General features: G+C 63.9%; 18 protein-coding genes. 12 read left to right on the top strand and 6 right to left on the bottom strand.

What is annotated here, in order from left to right:
• Positions 1–160: 160 nt before the first annotated feature.
• The 4 genes from LPW30_RS11055 to hpnC are packed head-to-tail and all read right to left on the bottom strand — an operon-like array spanning position 161 to position 4,013.
• Positions 161–907: an SDR family NAD(P)-dependent oxidoreductase gene (locus LPW30_RS11055; RefSeq protein WP_025281965.1), complete on the bottom strand. Its 747-nt coding sequence runs from the start codon at positions 905–907 to the stop codon at positions 161–163.
• A complete protein-coding gene (hpnE, locus tag LPW30_RS11050) occupies positions 904–2,232 on the bottom strand; it encodes a hydroxysqualene dehydroxylase HpnE (protein WP_239680875.1) in 1,329 nt (442 codons plus the stop codon). The genes LPW30_RS11055 and hpnE overlap by 4 nt, the downstream gene beginning before the upstream one ends.
• Entirely contained in the window at positions 2,229–3,092 is an 864-nt protein-coding gene (gene hpnD / locus LPW30_RS11045) for a presqualene diphosphate synthase HpnD (RefSeq protein WP_025281963.1), read from the bottom strand. The genes hpnE and hpnD overlap by 4 nt, the downstream gene beginning before the upstream one ends.
• 45 nt (positions 3,093–3,137) lie before the next feature.
• Positions 3,138–4,013, bottom strand: a complete 876-nt coding sequence (gene hpnC / locus LPW30_RS11040; protein ID WP_239680874.1) for a squalene synthase HpnC — start codon at positions 4,011–4,013, stop codon at positions 3,138–3,140.
• A 98-nt stretch (positions 4,014–4,111) separates the two neighbouring features.
• Here hpnC and LPW30_RS11035 point away from each other — a divergent pair, with 98 nt between their 5' ends.
• From LPW30_RS11035 to LPW30_RS11010, 6 genes are all read left to right on the top strand, one after another.
• On the top strand, positions 4,112–4,618 hold the full coding sequence (locus LPW30_RS11035) for a GNAT family N-acetyltransferase (protein WP_025281961.1): 507 nt from the start codon (positions 4,112–4,114) through the stop codon (positions 4,616–4,618).
• 242 nt (positions 4,619–4,860) lie between these two features.
• Positions 4,861–5,886: a magnesium chelatase ATPase subunit I gene (bchI, locus tag LPW30_RS11030; RefSeq protein WP_025281960.1), complete on the top strand. Its 1,026-nt coding sequence runs from the start codon at positions 4,861–4,863 to the stop codon at positions 5,884–5,886.
• Positions 5,883–7,676 carry a magnesium chelatase subunit D gene (locus LPW30_RS11025; protein ID WP_238625079.1) on the top strand — a complete coding sequence of 598 codons (1,794 nt, stop codon included), beginning with the start codon at positions 5,883–5,885 and terminating at the stop codon, positions 7,674–7,676. Before bchI ends, LPW30_RS11025 begins: the two co-directional genes overlap by 4 nt.
• Before the next feature lie 16 nt (positions 7,677–7,692).
• Positions 7,693–8,595 (top strand): alpha/beta fold hydrolase BchO, encoded by a 903-nt coding sequence (gene bchO / locus LPW30_RS11020; RefSeq protein ID WP_338018736.1) that lies wholly within the window; start codon positions 7,693–7,695, stop codon positions 8,593–8,595.
• A 117-nt stretch (positions 8,596–8,712) separates the two neighbouring features.
• The gene (locus LPW30_RS11015) at positions 8,713–10,254 is read left to right on the top strand and encodes a phytoene desaturase (protein WP_238625080.1); all 1,542 of its coding nucleotides are present in this window, start codon (positions 8,713–8,715) and stop codon (positions 10,252–10,254) included.
• Positions 10,251–11,387, top strand: coding sequence for a phytoene/squalene synthase family protein (locus LPW30_RS11010; RefSeq protein WP_239680873.1), 1,137 nt, complete (start codon positions 10,251–10,253; stop codon positions 11,385–11,387). The genes LPW30_RS11015 and LPW30_RS11010 overlap by 4 nt, the downstream gene beginning before the upstream one ends.
• Here LPW30_RS11010 and LPW30_RS11005 read toward each other — a convergent pair.
• Both LPW30_RS11005 and crtD read right to left on the bottom strand, forming a co-directional pair.
• Complete coding sequence (locus LPW30_RS11005) at positions 11,384–12,214, bottom strand: carotenoid 1,2-hydratase (protein ID WP_238984744.1); 831 nt, start codon at positions 12,212–12,214, stop codon at positions 11,384–11,386. The two genes, LPW30_RS11010 and LPW30_RS11005, sit on opposite strands and share 4 nt — an antisense overlap.
• A gap of 77 nt (positions 12,215–12,291) precedes the next feature.
• Positions 12,292–13,794, bottom strand: coding sequence for a 1-hydroxycarotenoid 3,4-desaturase CrtD (gene crtD, locus LPW30_RS11000; protein ID WP_025281954.1), 1,503 nt, complete (start codon positions 13,792–13,794; stop codon positions 12,292–12,294).
• Between the two features lie 111 nt (positions 13,795–13,905).
• Here crtD and LPW30_RS10995 point away from each other — a divergent pair, with 111 nt between their 5' ends.
• The 6 genes from LPW30_RS10995 (at position 13,906) to bchZ (ending at position 21,023) form a co-directional block, all read left to right on the top strand.
• Positions 13,906–14,775: a polyprenyl synthetase family protein gene (locus LPW30_RS10995; protein WP_025281953.1), complete on the top strand. Its 870-nt coding sequence runs from the start codon at positions 13,906–13,908 to the stop codon at positions 14,773–14,775.
• A 17-nt stretch (positions 14,776–14,792) separates the two neighbouring features.
• Entirely contained in the window at positions 14,793–15,950 is a 1,158-nt protein-coding gene (locus LPW30_RS10990) for a methyltransferase (protein ID WP_128571913.1), read from the top strand.
• Between the two features lie 97 nt (positions 15,951–16,047).
• On the top strand, positions 16,048–17,007 hold the full coding sequence (gene bchC, locus LPW30_RS10985) for a chlorophyll synthesis pathway protein BchC (protein ID WP_239680872.1): 960 nt from the start codon (positions 16,048–16,050) through the stop codon (positions 17,005–17,007).
• Positions 17,008–17,075: 68 nt separating this feature from the next.
• The gene (locus LPW30_RS10980; protein WP_051582623.1) at positions 17,076–18,032 is read left to right on the top strand and encodes a chlorophyllide a reductase iron protein subunit X; all 957 of its coding nucleotides are present in this window, start codon (positions 17,076–17,078) and stop codon (positions 18,030–18,032) included.
• Positions 18,019–19,572, top strand: a complete 1,554-nt coding sequence (bchY, locus tag LPW30_RS10975) for a chlorophyllide a reductase subunit Y (RefSeq protein ID WP_420796958.1) — start codon at positions 18,019–18,021, stop codon at positions 19,570–19,572. Before LPW30_RS10980 ends, bchY begins: the two co-directional genes overlap by 14 nt.
• Complete coding sequence (gene bchZ, locus LPW30_RS10970) at positions 19,572–21,023, top strand: chlorophyllide a reductase subunit Z (protein WP_025281948.1); 1,452 nt, start codon at positions 19,572–19,574, stop codon at positions 21,021–21,023. Before bchY ends, bchZ begins: the two co-directional genes overlap by 1 nt.
• Positions 21,024–21,239: the final 216 nt, after the last annotated feature.

Genomic DNA, 21,239 nt, shown 5'->3' with positions numbered 1-21,239 from the left:
GCATTACGAAGAGCGATGCCGCCAGGATCTTGCGTCAGGGCGGGATCTTTACAGGGAGTTTAGGACAAGCCCGGATCGCTGTCTTGTCCCGGCTGCCTCTTGCCTCCGGGCCGCCGGAAGGCGTGGGCATGAGTGACCGGAGATCCCGGCGCATCCCCTGTCAGGCCAGCTTGAGATTCTGCCCGGTCGTCTCCCCTGCATCCGGACCCAGGAGATAGAGATAGGGTCCGATCACCTCTGCCGGTTCAGGGTGTTGAGTGGGATCCTCTCCGGGGTAATGATCGGCCCGCAACTGGCTCTGCACCGGGCCGGTATCCACGCCGTTCACCCGGATGCGTCGGGCGCCCTGGTACTCGGCTGCCAGGATGTCCAGTAATCCGCGCTGGCCCGCCTTGGCCACGCCGAAGGCGCCCCAGTAGGCGCGTTGGCAGTCCTGAGTGGAAAAGACAATGGCCGGGTCTGCTGCCTTTTCCAGCAGTGGGAGCGTGGCCTGGGTCAGCAGGAAGGTGGCGTGCAGGTTCACCGTGATGACGCGGGCCCACATTTCCAGATCATACAGCTTCACTGGGGTGAGGGCGCCCACCCAGCCGGCGTTGTGCACCAGGCCGTCGAGTCGCCCGAACTCGTTCCCCAGGTTCTCGGCCAGGTCCTGGTAGTCCTTGGCGGTGGCACCCTCCAGGTTCATGGGGTAAATGCCTGGCTGCGGCCCGCCCTCGGCCTCGATCTCGTCATACACCTTTTCCAGGGTCTTGATCACCTTGTCCAGCAGCACCACGGTGGCACCATGTTTGGCCAGTGCCAGGGACAGGGCACGACCGATACCCCCGGTGGCGCCGGTGACCAGGATCACCCGGTCCTTGAACAGGTCGGGTGCGGGGGTGTAGTGCAGGAGTTGTTGCGGGATCATTGCGCTTCCGTTGTGGCTGGGGTCTGTTGAAGGATGGCCTGGGCGCATTGTAAACCACTGATCACGGCCCCCTCGAGTGTTGCGGGCAGGCCGGTATCGGTATAGTCACCGGCCAGCCACAGGCCCGGTTGTGGCGTGGCGTTGCCCGGCCGCAGTCGGTCGCAGTCCACGCTGGCGCGAAACGTGGCCTGCTTTTCACGGATCACCCAGCTTTTCTCTGGGAAAGGCCAGTCCGGGAACAGCATGTGCAGTTCTGCCCGCACCTGGGCCGCCAGTTCCTGGTTGTCCATTCGCATGTGCGGCCCCGAAGCCGAGATGACCACGGCCATCAGCCCGGGCTGGCCCGTGATGCGGCGGTCGAAGGTCCATTGGCCAGTGGTGCCCAGCATGCCGAAAAACGGCGTCTGCAGGCGCACCGATTCGGGATACTGCAGGTAAACCGTGCAGATGGGTTCGGTGCCCAGGCCCTCGAGACCCTGGGTCATGTCCGTCAGGCCAGACAGGGGCTTGAGCAGGCGGACGGCGGCAGGGTGCGCTGTGGCCAGGATCACCTGTCGGGCGTCCAGCGTCTGGCCATCACGCAGGGTCAGAGTGAAACCCGTGTTCGTTGCGGCGATGCCACGCACATGCGCGCCCGTACGGACTGTTCCACCATGTTCCTCGATCCACTGGCGGGCCGGCTCCGGCAGGCAATCCCCCAGGCTCACTCTCGGGATCAGCAGGTCCGCATGACTGCGGTGACCCGAGAACGCGCCGCGCAGCACCGCGCAGAACAGCCGGGCCGAGGCCTCCGTGGGCGGGGTGTTAAGGGTGGCCAGGCAGAGGGGTTCCCAAAGGCCGCGTACCAGGACCTCCGGTTGTCCGTGTTCGTGCAGCAGGCGGCTGACCGAGATGTCCTCGGCTTGCTGCCAGCGCATCAGTCGGGCCAGGCCGGGGAGGGCGCGCAGCCGGTCACGCCCCTGCATGCCACGGGCGCTGAGCAGGCCGGCCAGAAGGTGCAGGGGTGCGGGCAGATAGAAACTGGCCAGGCCGATTCCCGGGGAGCCGGCCTCGCGCATGTTCAGGTCCAGAGGCAGGCGCACAAATGCACAGGACTCTTCCATACCCAGCGTCTTCATCAGCCGGAGGGTGTGCTCGTAGGCTCCCAGCAGCAAATGCTGGCCATTGTCCAGGGGCATGCCGTCCACATCCACGCGACGCGCGCGTCCACCCAGGTGTCGGGCGGCCTCCAGTACCGTGACCTGGTGCCCCGCCTCGGCAAGGCGCACGGCAGCGGAGAGCCCGGCCCAGCCGCCACCGACGATGCAGATGTCGTGCTGCGTCATCCTTTCATGGCCTTGCGGTGAAGACGTTTTTCGCGCCGCGCGGTCCGCCAGGCAATCCAGAGCTTGCGCACGGGCGTGAGCCGGACACGCTGTTCCAGTACCCGGTAACCATCGGCGGCGATCTCGTCCAGCAGGGTGCGGTAGATGGCGGCCATGATGATGCCGCTGCGCTGGGCATGACGGTCGGTCTCGGGCAGGTGCTCGAAGGCGCGCCGGTAATAGTCACGTGCCCGGTCGGCCTGGAAGGCAAACAGGCTGCGCAGCCGCTCCGAGGTCTGGGGGCGTTGCAGGTCCGCGGGCTGAACCCCAAAGCGCTCCAGTTCGTCCAGCGGGATGTAGATGCGGCCGCGGCGGGCATCCTCCAGTACATCACGCAGGATGTTGGTCAGCTGGAAGGCCATGCCCAGATCGTGGGCATAGCGGGCGGTCTTGCGGTCCTCGTAGCCGAAGATCTCGGCAGACATGAGCCCCACCACCGAGGCGACGCGGTAGCAATAAAGTGACAGTTCGGTGAAGGTGGGGTAGGCGTCGAATTCCAGGTCCATCTGCATGCCGTCAATGATCTCCCGGAAGTGCTCCTCCGGGAGGTTGAAGCGTTCAATGCATGGTTGCAGGGCCTGGCACACCGGATGGGTCGGCTGGCCGCCGAAAGTTTCCGATATCTGGCCTCGCCACCAGTCCAGCTTGGCCCGGGCCACGGCCGGATCCGTACATTCGTCCACCACGTCATCCACCTCGCGGCAGAAGGCGTAGAGGGCGGTGATGGCCCGGCGGCGTTCCGGCGGCAGGAACATAAAGCTGTAATAGAAGCTGGATCCGCTAGCGGCGGCCTTTTCCTGGCAATACTGATCGGGAGTCATGGATCTGGTTCGCTTGGGCGGTGAATGCGTAAACTACCATACCTGTCATACGGGCAGGCGCCCGGGCAGCAGTCCGTCCCGGAGGATGACCAGGTAATCCCGGCTGCCCAGGCGTGGACGGGAGAACAGGTCCTCCTGCTGGCGCTTGAGATGCCAGACCACGCGGGCGCCGGCCACGATGATCAAGCGGATCTCCAGCCCCACGCGACCGGGCAGCATCGCCCCCAGGGGCGCGCCGCTGCGCAGTAGTTGATCTGCGCGCTGAAACTGTTTGCTCATGAGCTGTCGGAAGGGGGCGTCCGTGATCCGATCGCGGAAATGGGCTTCGGTGACACCGAAGGCCTGCATTTCCTCCGTCGGGATGTAGATGCGCCCCATTTCGTGATAATCCTGGGCCAGGTCCTGGTAGAAGTTGATGAGTTGCAAGCTGGTGCAGACCGCGTCGGACAAGGCCAGGCGCCCGGGGTCTGCCTGGTCGCTCAGGTGCAGGAGCAGTCGCCCCACCGGGTTGGCAGAGCACCGGCAGTACTGGATCACATCGCCGAAGGTGGCGTAACGGCGGGTGGTCACATCCTGACGAAATGCGGTAAGCAGGTCATGGAACAGCCCCACGGGGAGGTTGAAGCTCCGGATGGCATGGGCCAGGGCGATGAAGGTGGGGTCCTCATCCGGCTCACCCGCGGCGGCGGCATCAAGCTGTTTTGCCAGGTGATCCAATGCCCGCAGGCGGTCTTCGGCAGGGCGCTCACCTTCGTCCGCCAGATCGTCTCCGCGGCGAGCAAAACTGTAGATCGCGGCGACCGGCCTGCGCAGATGGGCTGGAAGCAGGCGCGAGGCCACCGGGAAGTTTTCGTAATGGCCATGGGCCTGACGCAGGCATTCGCGGTAGGCCTGTTCCACATTCTGGCTGACGGCGTGCATGCTCCCACCGGGCATGGTTCAAAGGGTCTGGAGTTTACCATGGCCAATGGCGCGAAGAGATCAATGGGTTTCCTGGACGAAGAGATGAAGCACTGCTGATGTGGTATCACCCGGTATATCTTGACTTGCGGGCCGCGTCGGTCGAGGACATTACGGCCTTGCGGCGCTTGCCGCGCAGCATTGAGGAAGTGGCTTGGGCCTTCCCCGATGCTCCCAGGCCCCTGCATGATGCGGGTTTGAAGGACTGCATCACCCGTTGTACGGAAACCGTCGTCGGGGTCTACCGGGGACGGGTGATTGCCTTTGGTGGTCTGGGCAGGATTCAGCCGGGGGGATACGCTTTCTTGCGCCACCTGATCGTGCACCCCGACTATCGCGGGCGCGGCGTGGGCACCAGGGTGCTGCGTCATCTGACCCAAAGGGCCTTCGAGCATCATCGCTCCCGGGAGATGCATCTTCGGATTTCCTCCCGCAACATACCGGCCACCCTGTTCTTCTACGAGTTGGGCTTTTTGCCTTATGGGATTTTGTCCGGTGAAGCCGACCCTTACGGAGGTGGCTTGATGCGGCTGCGGCTGCGGTGGGGCGACCTGGAGGAGGAATAGGAGAGGGAAGCCCCTGACCCCCGTCAAGTTGGCTGGGATTTGCCAGCGGCGCGGCGGGGGTTGCCTTTGTTTTTTTGCGTCGTTTGGGGGAACATAGCCGGCTTTACGCTGCGGCGCAGGGGCATGCTCGGTACGCACCGCCGGGAGGGTCTGTTAAGATCGCCTCCGCATCGCACCTCAAAACCGGCAGAGGCATGGATTTTTCCGTGCACGGCCGCTACCTAAGGCAGAACAAACAGACTATGGCTTTGACGTTTCCGTTTTCGGCGATTGTCGCGCAGGACGAGATGAAGCTCGCCATCCTTATCTCCGCCATTGATCCGAGTATCGGCGGGGTGCTGGTGTTCGGGGATCGGGGTACCGGCAAATCCACCACGGTACGCGCCCTGGCAGCCCTGTTGCCGCCCATGGAAGCGGTGGTCAACTGTCCCTATGGTTGCGCCCCCGGCAAGCAGGCAGGCCTGTGCAAGGTCTGCGATGGGCCCGAGGCCAAGGATCCACCCAAGACCCGCCAGGTGCCGGTGCCGGTGGTGGACATGCCGCTGGGTGTGACCGAAGACCGTGTTGTGGGTGCCCTGGATCTTGAGCGAGCCCTCACGCAGGGGGAGAAGGCCTTCGAGCCGGGCCTGCTGGCCCGTGCCCACCGGGGCTTTCTGTACATTGATGAGGTCAACCTGCTGGAAGATCATCTGGTGGACCTGCTGCTGGATGTGGCCGCCTCCGGTGAGAACGTGGTGGAGCGTGAGGGCCTGAGTGTGCGCCATCCCGCCAAGTTCGTGCTCATCGGTAGTGGTAACCCGGAAGAGGGCGAACTGCGTCCGCAGTTGCTGGATCGCTTCGGGCTCTCCGTGGAGATCGGCACCCCCGAGGATCTGCCTACCCGAATCGAGGTGGTGCGGCGTCGTGATGCCTTTGAAAAGGATCCGGAGGGCTTCACCAAGCGCTTCGAGAAGGAAGATGCAGAGCTGCGTAAAAGAATCACGGCCGGCCGTGACCTCCTGCCGGAGGTGGTGGTGCCCGATGCCGCCCTGGAGCGGGCTGCCCAGCTTTGCCTGGCCCTGGGTACCGACGGCCTGCGCGGCGAACTCACCCTGATTCGTGCCGCTCGCGGCCTGGCGGCCTTCGAGGGTGACAAGGAAGTGACCGATGAGCATCTCAAGCGCGTGGCACCGCCGGCCCTGCGCCATCGCCTGCGCCGTAACCCGCTGGACGACGCCGGTTCCTCCGTGCGTGTGGGGCGTGCCATTGAGGAGCTGTTCGGCGCATGACCGAAACCATGGCCCCCGAACTCACGCCGTGGGCATTGGCCAGCATCGCCGGCGGCCTGTTTGCCGTGGATCCCTCGGGTTGCGGCGGCGTGGCGGTGCGTGCCCATGCCGGCCCGGTGCGTGACCGCTGGCTGGAACAACTGCGACAGTTGTTGCCCGACAAGGCACCCATGCGGCGCCTGCCCCTGCATATCGCCGATGGTCGCCTGCTGGGCGGGCTGGATCTGGCCGCCACGCTCAAGGCGGGAAAACCCATTGCTGAACGAGGTCTGCTCGCTGAATGTGATGGCGGAGTGGCCGTCATGGCCATGGCGGAGCGGCTGACCTCGTCCACGGCCGGCCGGGTGGCGGCAGTGATGGATGCCCACGAGGTGGTCCTGGAACGGGATGGGCTGGGAATGCGCGTGCCCACCCGGTTCGGGGTGGTGGCCCTGGATGAGGGCATGTCCGAGGAAGAGCAGGTGCCCGATGTCCTGATGGACCGGCTGGCCTTCCACATGGACCTGATCCCCATTGCCGTGCGCGACATGGACGAGCCCCTGTGGACCAGCGAAGATGTTGGCCGGGCCCGGGAATTCCTGCCCAATGTGGAGGTGAGCGACAAGATTCTGGAGGCCTTGTGTGGCACGGCCCGGGCCCTGGGTATCGCCTCCCTGCGGGTGCCGTTCCTGGCCCTGCGCGCAGCCCGCGCGGCTGCGGCACTGGATGGTCGGGATCAGGTATCGGAAGAGGATGCAGCCCTGGCCGCGCGCCTGGTGCTGGCCCCTCGTGCCACCATGTTGCCCCCATCCGAGGACGACATGCCCGAGGAGCAGGAGCCGCCACCGCCGGAGGAGCCACCGGAGGAGGAGCAGAACCAGGAGGATCAGGAAGATCAGGACCCGGCAGAACTGGACAAGCCACTGGAAGATCGGGTGCTGGAGGCCGCCAAGGCCTCACTGCCGGCGGGCTTGCTGGCACAGTTGCAAGCCGGGCTGGGCGCCCGCTCCCGCTCTTCTGCCGCCGGCAAGGCCGGTGCACTGCAGCAGGGTAACCGCCGTGGTCGTCCCATCGGCACCCGCCGCGGGGAATTGCGGGCCGGCGCCCGATTGAATGTGATTGAAACCCTGCGTGCCGCTGCCCCCTGGCAGCCGCTGCGGCGGGCACAGGCCCTGGCCGATGGCAGTTCTACCAAGAGCCTGCGGGTGCATGTACGCCGGGATGATTTCCGCATCACCCGTTTCAAGCAGCGCACCGAGACCACCACCATCTTTGCGGTGGACGCTTCGGGTTCTGCCGCGCTGCACCGACTCGCCGAGGCCAAGGGTGCCGTGGAATTGCTGCTGGCGGACTGCTATATCCGTCGTGACCGGGTGGGCCTGATTGCCTTCAGGGGCACGGAGGCTGATCTGCTCCTGCCGCCCACGCGTTCGCTGGTGCGTGCCAAGCGCAGCCTGGCGGGCCTGCCTGGCGGTGGAGGCACGCCACTGGCGTCTGCCATCGATGCGGTGCGGGAACTGGCCGAGTCGGTCAAGCGGCGAGGTGAAACCCCCGTGGCTGTGTTCCTGACCGACGGTCGGGCCAATATCGCCCGCGACGGCAGTCAGGGGCGCACCAAGGCGACGGAGGATGCCCTGGGGGCGGCCAAGGAGTTGGCGGCGGAGCAATTCAAGATCATCCTGGTGGATACCTCACCAAGGCCCCAGCGCAGTGCCCAGGAACTGGCCATGGCGATGCAGGCGCAATACCTGCCATTGCCGCACGCCGATGCGGCGACCCTGTCCAGCGCAGTCCAGACGGCCAGCAGTTGATCGCTGTGGGCAAACCATGATCGGAATGAACCGGTGGCCGGACTGGGAACGGGAGGGCAGGGACTGGCCCAACCGCCAGTCCAGTCGCTTCGTGACCGCTGGCGGCGTGCGCTGGCATGTGCAGCGCATGGGCGAGGGACCCTGCGTGCTTTTGATTCACGGCACCGGTGCCGGCACCCATAGTTGGCGGGATGTGATGCCCCTGCTGGCCCGCGATCACACCGTGATCGCCGTGGACCTGCCTGGTCATGCTTTCTCCCGCCCCCTGGATGATGATCCGACCCCCTTCACGTTGCCCGGCATGGCCTGCGCCCTGGGTCGGTTGCTGGAGGCACTGGATGAATGGCCTGCTCTGGTTGTGGGACATTCTGCGGGGGCGGCCGTGGGCGCGCGCCTGTGTATCGACGGCTGGGCCCGGCCGGGCACCCTGGTCAGTCTCAATGGCGTGATGTTGCCTTTCCCAGGGGCCGTCACCTTGATGTTTTCCAACGTTGCACGACTGCTGTCCATGATGCCGATGCTGCCCCAGATGGTGGCCTGGCGTGCCACGGATCGGCGCGCGGTTGAGGATTTGCTACGCAGTACCGGTTCCACGGTGGACCCGCGAGGCACCGAGTTTTACGGACGCCTGATCCGCCACCCGGGACATGTGTCGGGAGTGCTGAAGATGATGAATCACTGGGATCTGCAACCCCTGGCGGAGGACCTGCCGCAATTGCCGGTCGAGCTGGCACAGATTGTCGGTGACCGGGATCGCATGGTGCCCCTCTCCGAGGCCTTGCGTGTGCAGACCCGTGTGCTCGGATCGAGCCTGTTGCGGCTGCCAGGGCTGGGACATCTGGCTCATGAGGAGCGACCCTCGCTGCTGGCGCAGCAAGTGGGGCGTCACGGCGTCAGTGACCCGGTCGGGGTGTCTTGATTCGTCTTGTGTAATCGAAGTCAATTACTCGGGGATTTTACGCCTGCATCCTGTCTGGTCAGGGGTGGGGACCCCTGCTAGACTGCCAACCAAGACTTACACTTCATAGGGTTGCCCGTGACCACAGTTGCCGAGCCTGCCACCTCGTCCCCTTCTGTTGATGATGCCCGCCCGCATGCCGTGGTGATTGGCAGCGGTTTTGGAGGTCTGGCGGCAGCCGTCCGGCTCGGTGCCCGCGGCTATCGGGTGACCGTACTTGAAAAGCTGGATGCCCCCGGTGGGCGCGCCTATGTGTTTCGTCAGGACGGCTTCACGTTCGATGCCGGGCCGACCATCGTCACCGCCCCCTTTGTGCTGGAGGAGCTCTGGCAACTCTGCGGTCGGCGCATGGAGGACGACATTGACCTGCGCCCCATGGACCCCTTCTACCAGATCCGTTTTCATGATGGCGAGGTCTTCAACTACTGGGCCGACGTGGAAAAGGTGCGCGAGGAGGTCAAACGCTTCGCTCCCGATGACCTGGAGGGTTACGACGCCTACATGAAGGCCAGCGAGGCCAACTACAAGGTGGGCTTCGAGGATCTGGCTCATGTCCCCTTCAATTCCATGCTGGACATGGTCAAGGTGGTTCCGGACCTGGTGAAGCTGCAGAGTTATCGCAGCGTGTACGGGATGGTGGCCAAATACGTCAAGAACCCCCGGCTCCGCGAGGTGCTGAGCTTCCACCCTCTGCTGGTGGGGGGTAATCCCTTCCGCACCACCTCCGTCTACTGCCTGATCTCCTACCTGGAGCGACGCTACGGCGTGCACTTCGCCATGGGCGGCACGGGCCGCCTGGTGGAAGGGCTGGTGGATCTCATCCGGGGGCAGGGCAACGAAGTGCGCTGCGGCCAGGAGGTGGCCAACATCAATGTGCAGTCCGGGCGGGTGACCGGGGTGCGCATGAAATCGGGTGAATCCATAGCCGCCGACATCGTCGTCTCCAATGCCGATTCCGCCTTCACCTATCGGAGCCTGGTGCCACCGCCGGCCCGCCAGCGCTGGACCAACAACCGCATTGAGCGGGCCCGTTACTCCATGAGCCTTTTCGTATGGTATTTCGGCACGAAAAAGCGCTATGAAGATGTACCGCATCATTCCATCATCCTCGGGCCGCGCTACAAGGAACTCATCGAGGACATCTTCCAGCGCAAGATCCTTGCAGAAGACTTCAGCCTGTATCTTCATCGGCCCACCAAGACCGATCCCTCCCTGGCGCCGGAGGGATGCGACACCTTCTATGTCCTCTCTCCGGTCCCGCACATGCAAAGCGGTGTGGACTGGGCCGAAAAGGCCGAGCCCTATCGGCGCAAGATCTCCGAATTCCTCTCTTCCAGCATACTGCCCGATCTGGAGCAGCAGGTGATCAGTTCCCACATGATCACCCCCCAGTACTTCCAGGACGACCTGAACTCCTTCCACGGAGCCGCCTTCGGTCTGGAGCCGATCATGCTGCAAAGTGCAGGATTCCGGCCCCACAACAAGAGCGAGGACGTGAAGGGGCTCTACCTGGTGGGCGCGGGAACACATCCCGGCGCCGGTTTGCCGGGTGTGATCTCCTCGGCGCGAGTACTGGATAGCGTGGTTCCGGATGCAGCCCAAGTGAAAGGTGCCCGATGATGCAAGCAACCCCCAAGACCAAGCGGCCCACCCGGGCTGCAGACATGGCGGCCTGCCGATCCCTGTTGTGTGACGGCTCCCGGTCCTTCTATGCGGCCTCCCTGTTCCTGCCCCGACAGATCCGCGAGCCTGCCACGGCCATGTATGCCTTCTGCCGGCTCGCTGATGATGCCATTGATCTGGACGATGGCCGAGGGGATGGCCTGGAGCGCATGCAGGATCGCCTGGATCGCATCTACGAGGGAAAGCCCCGCGATTTCTCCGCGGATCGGGCCTTTGCCCGGGTGGTACAGCGTTTCTCCATCCCCAAGGCGCTCCCCCAGGCCCTGCTGGAAGGCTTTGAGTGGGATACGGGCGGGCGTACCTACCCCGACCTGGCGTCGCTGGAAGCCTATGGGGCCCGGGTGGCGGGCACGGTGGGCGCCATGATGACCCTGGTCATGGGAGTACGCTCCCCCGATGCCCTGGCACGGGCCTGCGACATGGGCGTGGCCATGCAATTGACCAACATCGCCCGCGACGTGGGCGAGGACGCCCGGAATGGTCGCATTTACTTGCCGCTGAACTGGATGGAGGAACACCGCATTGATGTCGAGGCCTTCCTGGCCGATCCGAAATTCACCCCGGAAATAGGGCAGGTGGTCCAGCGTCTGCTGGAGGCGGCTGACAGGCTGTATGAGCGTGGCGCTGTGGGCGTTCAGACCCTGCCGCCCTCATGCCGGCCGGGGATTCAGGCGGCGATGGCGCTGTATTCCGAGATCGGCCGGGAAGTGGAACGCAATGGCCTGGACTCCATCAATCAGCGCGCTGTGGTGTCGCCATCCCGGAAGATCTGGGCCTTGACCCAAATGTTCCGTCGCTTCAGCGACAAACAACTGACGGTGATGAACCGTATCCTCGTGGAAGAGCCGCTGGAGGCCAATCGTTTTCTGGTGGACGCGGTGCGCGAGCATCCCTTTGGTCGCGAGAGTATCCGTCCCACGGCCATGGCCATGGGACGGGTGGAGCACCGCCTGATGTGGCTGCACAACCTGTTCCACCGTCTGGAGGAGCGGGATCGTTCCATGCGCATGGCACGCAAGACCAGCGCGCTGGCCCGCAATCGGGATCGCGGGGACGTGGCCCTGGGCTAGCCCCGGGCCCGGCGGGGCATCCTGAAGGGCAGCATCAGCTGCACCACCGGACTCTCGAAGCGATTCAGCGAGAGGCTCTCGTGGAAAGCCACGGCCTTCTCCCCGTGGATGCGGGCATCCACCAGGGAGCGCGCGTAGAACGGGGTGTCTTCCAGGGTGTGCCGGATGGTTGCGCTGCCGGCGTCGGCGCGGGTGGCCCTGGGGGCGCGCCAGATGCGTGCCGTGGGGAGGCCGTGCGCTGGCGGTGCTTCCACCTCCCGCGCCTTTCCGTCTGCATCGAAGCGCAGTGAAAGCAGGCTGTGACCACCGTCCCGGCGGTCCGCCTCGTAGAGCACCACGGTCTCCTGATCTTCCATCACGGCCCGTGACCAGTCCCAGTAGCGGAAACCTTTCTCCACGGGCTCCTCACCCCGGTTGCTGTCCAGGTAGCCGCGTCCCTCCCATTGCAGGCCGGGTTGCTCCAGATCCACTTCCACCCGCGCCGAGGGCGCGATAGGGCGCCACTGGTGCAGGCCCTTGCCGTCCAGGGCGAAGCTGTATCCGGTGAGGCAGTGGGGTGTCAGACGCACCTGTCCTCGCAGTCTGGAGGGGATGGGTGCGGTGGTCTCATCGATGGTCACGGTGAGTGCCTTGCCATCCCAGGACATGGCGCTGGGGCCGATGATCAGGTTGTGGCTGTCCCGCGCCAGATCGCCCCGGCCCCGTTCCGTCATGGCCCAGCGCTTCACGTCACCGTACAGGGCGACATTGATGGCGCAGTGGTGATTCGGATCGGGATTGCCGCGGCGGCGGGCCCAGGCGTAGTAGGGGGAGAAGACACTGCCCACGAAGCCGATCAGGGTGATCCCGTAGCGGCCGTCATCGCTCAGGGCGTCCAGGTACCACCACAGATAACCTCCGGGGGTTACCGTCTCCGTGAAGTCAGGTCCTGACGCAGGGCCGATGCTGCCAGACGTCCCGAGAGGCTCGCCATCGGCACGCCCGCGCCCGGATGCACGCTCCCCCCGGTCAGGTACAGCCCCGGTATCCGGCTGCGGGCCCCCGGACGATTGAACGTGGCCCTCCATCCATGCGTGGCCTGGCCGTAGAGGCCCCCGCCCGTTCCCGGAAACAATCCCTCGAACTGGGTCGGCGTGGTGACCACGGGTTGGTCCGGACCCGTTTTCACCTGCAATCCACAGCGTTCCAGCACCCGGAAGGCATTGTCCTGACATTGAGCGATCTCCTGTTCATCGAAGGTATGGCGGTCGCCGATGGGCGGGGCATTGATCAGGCACAGCATGCGTTCGGGACCGGATACCCCGTTGCCGTCCCGATCGCCACGGTCCTGAGCGCAGATGTACACCGTGGGTTCAGCCGGCACTCGCCCTTGCTTGAAGATATGGTCAAATTCGGCTGGGTAATCACGGCAGAAAAACACATTATGGCGTAGCAGAGGGAATCCGTCAGTGGGTGCCACCAGGTTCCAGGTCATGGCCGACAGGGAGCGCCCTTCGCGGGCCACCGGCGCCACGGCACGACAGGCCTCCGTGCCCAAAAGGCCCTGGCTCAGGGCCGAGATGTCCGTGTTGGAGATGACCGCATCGGCGTTAAGGGTGTCGCCGTCGCTCAGACGCACCCCGGTCACTCGGCCGCCGCGGGTTTCGATGGACTCCACACGGGTGCGATAGCGCACCGTGGCACCACGTTCCTGGGCGAGGGAGGCGAGGGCCTCGGGAATGCGGGCCATGCCGCCTTCCACCATCCATACTCCTTCCTGCTCCACATGGGCCACCAGCATCAGGGTGGCCGGCGCCAGGAAGGGGGATGAGCCGCAGTAAGTGGAATAGCGCCCGAACAGTTGCCGTAGCCGGGGGTCCTGGAAATGCCGGCCCAGGGCGCTCCATAGGGTGTCGTAGGGCGAAATCCGCATGAGTCCGCCCAGGCCCCGGATACCGGCGCGCCCCACCAGGCTCAGTGGTGTGGGACGGGTATCGCGGATGAAGGGGCCTTCCAGGGCCTGGTAGGTGCGTCGTGCCCGCTCGCAGAACTCCTGAAATCGCCTGGCTTCAGCGGCGCCTGCGAAGCGGCCCACCGCATCCACCGAGGCATCATGATCCGCGTGCAGGTCAAAGCGCTCATCCTCGCTCCAGGCGTGGCGAGCCAGGATTGACATGGGTTGCAGATTCAGATGATCGGTCAGGGAAGTGTCAACCGAATCGAACAGTTCCTCGAACACCCAGCGCATGGTGAACACGGTGGGTCCCGCATCGATTCGGGCGTCGCCGACACCCACTTCCCGGATTTTGCCGCCGGGGCGGGCGGCCTGCTCGAGAACCGTCACATTCATGCCGGCGTGAGCCAGTTCCAGGGCGGCGGAGAGGCCTGCGATGCCCGCCCCAATGATGGCGATATTGGGTGTGCCCATGTGATTCCTTGTCGTTCGGCCAACGCCTTTGACTCGGCCCTGGCTTGTGTCTATGCTGAGCGAAACGTACCAATGACAACCTAACCTTACACTACGGGGCGGAGGCATACCATGGAAGCCACGACGCGAATCGAGCAGGCACTTGAACAGGCTCTGGCTGATGGCGAGTCGCCGGCCGGGCCGCCCTTATTGCTTGAAGCGATTCGCTACGCAGTCTTCCCGGGCGGTGCCCGGATCCGCCCCCAATTGGTGCTGGCCGTTGCCCAGGCCTGCGGTGATGATGCCCCGGAAGTCACCGATGCCGCCCTGGCCTCCATCGAGCTGATGCACTGTGCCTCTCTGGTCCACGATGATCTGCCCTGTTTCGACAGCGCCGACATGCGTCGCGGCAAGCCCTCGGTTCACGCTGCTTATGGGGAGCGCCTGGCGGTGCTGGGTGGAGACGCCCTGATTGTCCTGGCCATGGAAGTGCTGGCCCGGGGTACGGCCAAGTCACCGGAACGGCTTGCACCCCTGCTGCTGACGGTGGGGCAGGGCGTGAGCGTGCCCTCGGGCATCATCGCCGGTCAGGCCTGGGAGTGCGAGCCCAAGGTGGATCTGGCCGAGTACCAGCGTGCCAAGACAGGCGCCCTGTTTGCGGCGGCCACCATGGTAGGGGCTGCGGCGGCGGGTCATGACCCCGCTCCCTGGCGTGCCCTGGGCGAGAAACTCGGAGAAGCCTTCCAGGTGGCGGATGATCTGCGCGACGCGGTGTCCAATCCCGAGGAACTGGGCAAGCCGGTGGGTCAGGACGAGGCCCTGGATCGGCCGAATGCGGTTCGCCAACTGGGCGTCAAGGGCGCGACCGAACGCCTCAAGCGTTTGCTGGAAGAAGCCATGGGTTCCATCCCGACCTGCCCGGGTGAGGCCGAGTTGCGTGTGCTCCTCATGAAGCAGGCCGCCAAGTTCCTGCCCAAAGAGCTGGCCCAGCAGGCCGCCTGAACCCAGGCAACTCTCCCATGACAAGATACTGGAAGCGGATGGCGACAGGCTCGTCATCCGGAGCCCTGTGGCGAGGCGGCTTCCTGTCGCTGCGTAATCGCATCCTCTCCAACCCTGCCTTCCAGCGCTGGGCGGCTGCATTCCCTCTCACCCGGCCCATTGCCCGTCGGCGTGCCCGCCACTTGTTCGATGTGGTCGCGGGCTTCGTCTATTCGCAGGTGCTCTACACCTGCGTGCGGCTCAAACTGCTGGAACATCTGCATGCTCAGGGCCCGCAAACCGTACCGGAGTTGGCCCGATATCTGGATCTGCCTGAGGAAAACTGCCTGCTGCTGCTCAAGGCGGCGGCTTCGCTCAAGCTGACCGAATATTACGGTCGTGGCTGTTACGGGCTGGGCGCGCAGGGGGCCGCCATGATGGCCAATCCCGGTATCGCTGCCATGGTGGATCACCACGCCATGCTCTACGAAGACCTGGTGGATCCGGTGGGCCTGCTGCGCGGGCATTACCCGCAGACCCGTCTTGGGGGTTACTGGGCCTACGCGGGAGATGGTCCGCCAACGACGCTGGCGGGTGAGCAGATCACGCCCTACACCCGACTCATGTCGATCTCTCAGCAATTGGTGGCGGAAGAGATCCTTGATGCCTTCAATCCCAAGGGCTACAAGCGGCTGATGGATCTGGGGGGTGGCAATGCCACGTTTCTGTCTGCGGTAGCCCGGCGCGCCCCGGACATCGAGCTTGTGCTCTACGACCTGCCGGCGGTGGCGGAGCAGGCTCGGGCAAATTTCCAGGCTCAGGGGTTGGCCCATCGAGCCACTGCCATGGGCGGGGACTTCTTCCAGGATGAGTTGCCCAGGGGCGCGGATCTCATCTCCCTGGTGCGTGTCGTTCATGATCACAATGACGACCATATTCTGGGCCTGCTTCGCGCCGTCCGCGAAGCCTTGCCTGAGGACGGTGCCTTGCTGTTGGCAGAACCCATGTCCGGCACCCGGGGTGCCGAACCCATAGGCGACGCCTATTTTGGCATTTACCTCTTCGCCATGGGGCGCGGGCGGCCCAGAACCCCTGTCGAAATCGAAATTTTGCTAAGAGAATCAGGGTTTAGCCGGGTGCGCTTGCTGAATACCAGAAACCCCTTATTGACCCGTGTCATGTTGGCCCAGCCGTGACCTCGGGTGCGTGTTAGTTTGGGTTGACAACCTCTAGGGTCACGCTAGACTTACACGCATATCTCGTAGGGGCAAGAACGCCCCGGGTCAAATTGCCATGAAAGCGACAGCCGTCGTCATCGAAAAGCCTGAGCATCTTGTGATCAGTGAGCTGGACCTGTCCGTTCCAGGCGATGCTGACGTGGTCGTTGATATTGCCTTCAGTGGTATCAGTACCGGCACGGAGCGCCTGCTGTGGACCGGACGCATGCCCAGCTTTCCCGGCATGGGCTATCCCCTGGTGCCCGGTTACGAATCGGTGGGGCGCATCGCTGCTGCCGGTCCTGAGTCGGGTCGGCAGGTGGGTGAAGAGGTCTTTGTGCCGGGCGCAGCCTGTTATGGCGAGGTTCGCGGTCTTTTCGGCGGTGCCGCCTCCCGCGTGGTGGTGCCGGGCGCAAAGGTGGTGCCGCTGCCGGATGATCTGGGTGAGGAAGGTGTCCTCCTGGCGCTGGCGGCCACGGCCTATCACGCCATCTTTCAGGGTAAGCCGGTGGATGGGCTGGACAAGGCCGCCCTGCCTGAACTGATCGTTGGTCACGGTGTGCTGGGTCGCTTGCTGGCCCGCGTCGTCGTGGCGGCCGGTGGGCAACCGGTGGTCTGGGAACTGGATGCCGAACGGGCCCTCGGTGCCGAGGGCTACACGGTGGTCCACCCGGATAAAGATGAGCGCCGGGATTATCGCTGTATCGTGGATGTCAGTGGTGATTCAAAGATCCTGGATACCCTGGTCGCTCGCCTGGCGCGCGGTGGGGAAGTCATCCTGGCTGGCTTCTACAGCCAGCCGCTGAGTTTCGAGTTCCCCCCTGCCTTCATGCGCGAGGCCAGGATCCGATGTGCGGCTGAGTGGCATGCATCGGATCTGATTGAGGTCAAGAAGCTCATTGAGTCGGGTGGGTTATCCTTGAAAGGCTTGATTACCCATCGGTATCAGGCGGCCCAGGCAAATGAGGCTTACCGCATCGCCTTTGGTGACCCCCAGTGTCTGAAGATGATCCTCGACTGGAGGAGTGGCCAGTGAAGAAGGCAGACGGCCAATCCTCCGTATCACTTGAAAGCCTCCGTGGCCAGCTCCGTTCCGGGGCCGGCATGGACTCCAGTCAGCCCGAAGGGGACGTTAGCGTGCAGAGCTCTTCCGCCAAAGAAACCCAGATTATCGCCATCTACGGTAAGGGCGGGATTGGCAAGAGCTTCACCCTCTCCAATCTTTCCTACATGATGGCGCAGCAGGGCAAGCGCGTGCTGCTCATCGGTTGCGACCCCAAGAGCGATACCACCTCTCTGTTGTTCGGTGGGCGTGCCTGCCCGACCATCATTGATACCGCGGCCCGCAAGAAACAGGCGGGCGAGCAGGTGGAGATCGGTGACGTCTGCTTCAAGCGGGGTGGCGTGTTTGCGATGGAACTGGGCGGGCCCGAAGTAGGGCGCGGCTGCGGGGGGCGTGGCATTATCCACGGCTTCGAGATCCTCGAGAAGCTGGGTTTCCATGAGTGGGGTTTCGACTACGTTCTTCTGGACTTCCTGGGTGATGTAGTCTGTGGCGGCTTTGGCCTGCCCATTGCCCGTGACCTGTGTCAGAAGGTCATCGTGGTCGGCTCCAATGACCTGCAGTCCCTGTATGTGGTGAATAACGTCTGCTCGGCAGTGGAATACTTCCGCCGTTTGGGTGGCAACGTGGGGGTTGCAGGCATCGTGATCAACAAGGATGACGGTACCGGCGAGGCTCAGGCCTTCGCCAAGGCAGCCGACATCCCGATTCTCGCGGCAATCCCAGCCAATGAAGACATCCGCCGCAAGAGCGCCAACTACCAGATCGTGGCCCATCCCGATGGGGAATGGGGTCCGCTGTTCGCCGAACTGGCCACGCAGGTGGCCGAAGCGCCACCCAGGCAGCCTCATCCGCTGAGCCAGGACGAGCTTCTGGGTCTGTTCACCAGCGAAGAGGTTGGTCGTGATGTGGTGCTCGAACCGGCCACCCAGGAAGACATGCATGGTGGCACCATCGTCAAGAAGCCATCCCTCGAGGTGATCTATGACGATGTCTGAAGGACATCGCGGTCACCCGGGCGACGCCAGTCTCGCTGAGACCGCCTCCGGCGCGGGAGAGGGTGTATCTGCTTCCGGTGTTTACAACGCCTCGGAGAGAACATCGGTTGAAACCATCCCCGTGACTGTAGAGACCGCGCAAAGTGCCCAAGGTTCACACTCGGGTAAGTCGGCCAAGGGCCCTCATGATCAGCCTCAGAGCATGTGCCCGGCGTTCGGATCCCTGCGTGTGGGTCTGCGCATGCGTCGCACCGCCACAGTGCTTTCCGGCTCCGCGTGTTGTGTCTATGGGCTGAGCTTTACGTCGCATTTCTATGGTGCGCGTCGCACCGTCAATTACGTCCCCTTCGACTCCGAAACCCTGGTCACCGGCAAGCTGTTCGAGGATATCCGCGAGGCCGTGCACCAGTTGGCCGACCCCGCAGTAAACGATGCTGTGGTGATCATCAATCTGTGTGTGCCCTCAGCTTCCGGTGTGCCGCTCCGGCTGCTGCCCAAGGAGATCAATGGAGTTCGCATCATCGGACTGGATGTTCCGGGCTTTGGGGTCGGCACCCATGCCGAGGCGAAGGATCTTTTGGCGGGCACCATGTTGCGCTATGCCCGGGGCGAGGCAGAACAGGGCCCGGTGCAGGCTCCGCGCGAGGGCCGCAAGGACAAACCCACCGTGACGCTGCTGGGTGAAATGTTCCCGGCCGATCCCATGGGTTTGGGCGCCATGCTCGAGCCTTTGGGTCTGGCGACCGGGCCGGTGGTGCCGACCCGCGAGTGGCGCGAGCTCTATGCAGCTCTCGATTGCGCTGTGGGCGCTGCCATTCACCCGTTTTATACCGAGTCCGTTCGCGAACTGAATGCTGCGGGCCGTGAGGTGGTTGGCTCTGCCCCGGTGGGGTACGACGGGACAGCGGCATGGCTGGACGCCATTGGTCAGGCGTGCGGTGTGAAGCAGGCCGCGGCGGACGCGGCCAAGAACCGCTTCCTGCCAGCGATCAAGGGTGCCTTGAGCAGTGCGCCCATCAAGGGCCGGATCACGGTTTCCGGTTACGAGGGTTCGGAACTCCTCGTGGCCCGTCTGCTGATCGAAAGCGGCGCGGATGTCCCTTATGTGGGCACGGCCTGCCCCAAAACGCCCTGGTCCGCATCGGATCGGGAGTGGCTGGAGGCCAAGGGTGTGCGTGTTCAGTATCGCGCCACTCTGGAGCAGGATATTGCCGCCATTGAGGAATTTGGTCCGGATCTGGCTATCGGTACAACACCGGTGGTGCAGCACGCCAAGGAGCGCGCGATTCCTGCCCTGTACTTCACCAACCTGATTTCAGCTCGTCCCTTGATGGGACCTGCCGGCGCCGGCTCCCTGGCCCAGGTGATCAATTCAGCGCTGGGCAACCAGGCGCGTTTCGATCGGATGAAGGCCTTCTTCGGTGATGTGGGCAAGGGTGCCAATGCAGGTGTCTGGGATCACGTACCGCAGGATGAGGCTGAATACCGTGACCGTTTGGCCAGACAGCGCAAGGCCTCCAGAAAAGGGGGGGCAGTCTGATGCTGGTACAGGATCTGGATCGCGCGGGTGGTTACTGGGGCGCAGTCTATGTGTTCAGTGCCATCAAGGGCCTGCAGGTCATCATTGATGGTCCCGTAGGCTGCGAGAATCTGCCCGTCACCTCGGTGCTTCATTACACCGATGCCCTGCCGCCCCATGAGTTGCCCATTGCGGTGACCGGTCTGGGCGAAGAAGAGCTGGGTCAGAGCGGAACTGAAGAGGCCATGAAGCGGGCCCACAGCACGCTTGATCCCGAGTTGCCGGCAGTGGTGGTGACAGGATCGATTGCAGAGATGATTGGTGGGGGTGTCACGCCGGAAGGAACGAACATCCAGCGTTTCCTGCCTCGCACCATCGATGAAGATCAGTGGCAGTGCTCCGACCGTGCCTTGAACTGGCTCTGGACCCAGTACGGATTGAAAAAGGTCCCTGAGTTGAAGGCGCGCAAGGCGGGCGAAAAGCCCAAGGTCAATATCATCGGCCCCAGCTATGGCAACTTCAACATGCCATCGGATCTGGCTGAGATTCGTCGCCTGATCGAAGGGATTGGCGCCGAGGTGAACATGGTGTTCCCCCTGGGTAGCCACCTGGCAGAAGTGCCGCGGCTCGCGGACGCCGAAGTGAATGTCTGTCTGTACCGGGAATTCGGGCGCCAGCTTTGCGAGACCCTGGAGCGTCCCTATCTGCAGGCACCCGTGGGCCTGCACAGCACCACAAAGTTTCTGCACAAGCTGGGCGAGTTGCTGGATCTGGATCCGGAGCCATTCATCGAGAAGGAAAAGCACACCACCATCAAGCCTGTGTGGGATCTGTGGCGGTCGGTGACGCAGGACTTCTTCGGTACGGCCAGCTTCGGCATCGTGGCAACTGAAACCTATGCCCGGGGGATACGGCATTTCCTGGAAGACGAGATGGGCATGCCCTGTCACTTCTCCTTCTCGCGTAGCGCGGGTGTCAAGCCGGATAACGCGGCCGTGCGCAAGGCGGTGCACGAAAAGACCCCACTGGTGTTATTCGGAAGCTACAACGAACGCATGTACTTGTCGGAGATCGGTGGTCGGGCCATGTACATCCCGGTCTCTTTCCCGGGCGCCATCGTGCGGCGTCACACGGGGACCCCGTTCATGGGCTACGCCGGTGCCACCTACCTCGTGCAGGAGGTGTGCAACTCATTGTTTGATGCCTTGTTCCACATTCTGCCTCTTGGGACGGATCTGGATCGAGTGGATGCCACGCCCACGCGGATGCACCGTGAACTCTCCTGGGATGACGATGCCAAGGCGGCGCTGGACAAACTGGTGGATTCCTATCCTGTGCTCACCCGTATTTCTGCGGCCAAGAGATTGCGGGACGCCATTGAAGGCGCCGCCCGCAAGGCAGGTGAGGAGCGTGTGACCTTGGAACGTGTGACGCAGAGCGCGGCTGGTGTGTCGGCCGGGAGCGTGGCATGAACGCGGTTTTTCTTGATTGTTGCCGAGTGGGCTGTGTCAAGGGCCTGGCGGCGGCGATCATGACCTCCCAGAGGGGAGGTTATGGGTCGATCGTGGTGGGGGCTGCAGAGATGGAGGAACCTCCGTTCTCGGATGGCTTCGACCAGATTCGGGGATTTACCTGTTCTGGATCACGATCGTTGAACCTGTCGTAGTGTAAGGTTTACTGCGACGTAA

It is taken from the genome of Ectothiorhodospira variabilis (assembly GCF_022227625.1).
In the GTDB taxonomy this organism is placed as follows: domain Bacteria; phylum Pseudomonadota; class Gammaproteobacteria; order Ectothiorhodospirales; family Ectothiorhodospiraceae; genus Ectothiorhodospira; species Ectothiorhodospira haloalkaliphila.
This window is presented reverse-complemented; position numbering and strand designations above follow the sequence as displayed.